Annotated in this window: 2 pseudogenes; both read left to right on the top strand. The window is 66.3% G+C overall.

The annotated features are described in order from the left end of the window. A pseudogene (locus tag P0G09_RS16470) lies at window positions 1–237 on the top strand (RNA polymerase sigma-G factor); the annotation flags it as partial. Window positions 238–252: 15 nt separating this feature from the next. Next, a pseudogene (locus P0G09_RS16465) lies at window positions 253–332 on the top strand (RNA polymerase sigma-G factor); the annotation flags it as partial.

The following is a 332-nucleotide window of genomic DNA, read 5'->3' as shown; positions in this document are numbered from 1 at the left end:
GACGAGGAGGCCCGGCAGGCAGGACTTACCCGCCGGGAGGTAAACGCGGCGCTGGAATCGGTGGTGGAGCCCATCAGCCAGGAAGAGCCCCTTTACACCGATGGCGGCGATGCCATGTATGTCATCGATCAGGTGCGCGACCCGGACAGCGAGGACAGCTGGATCAGCGGGTTGGAGTTCCGGCAGACCGTGGCCGGGCTGACCCCGCGCGAAAAGCGGATCATGGAGCTGCGCTAACTCAAGGGCGAGACCCAGATGGAGGTGGCGCGGGAGATCGGCATCAGCCAGGCGCAGGTCTCCCGGCTGGAAAAGGCCGCGCTGGAGCAGTTCCG

Origin of the sequence: Faecalibacterium sp. DFI.5.82 (assembly GCF_029076575.1) — a bacterium.
Taxonomy (GTDB): Bacteria; Bacillota; Clostridia; order Oscillospirales; family Ruminococcaceae; genus Faecalibacterium; species Faecalibacterium duncaniae.
The sequence above is the reverse complement of the archived record's forward strand: the minus strand, read 5'-3'. Positions and strand labels throughout refer to the sequence as shown.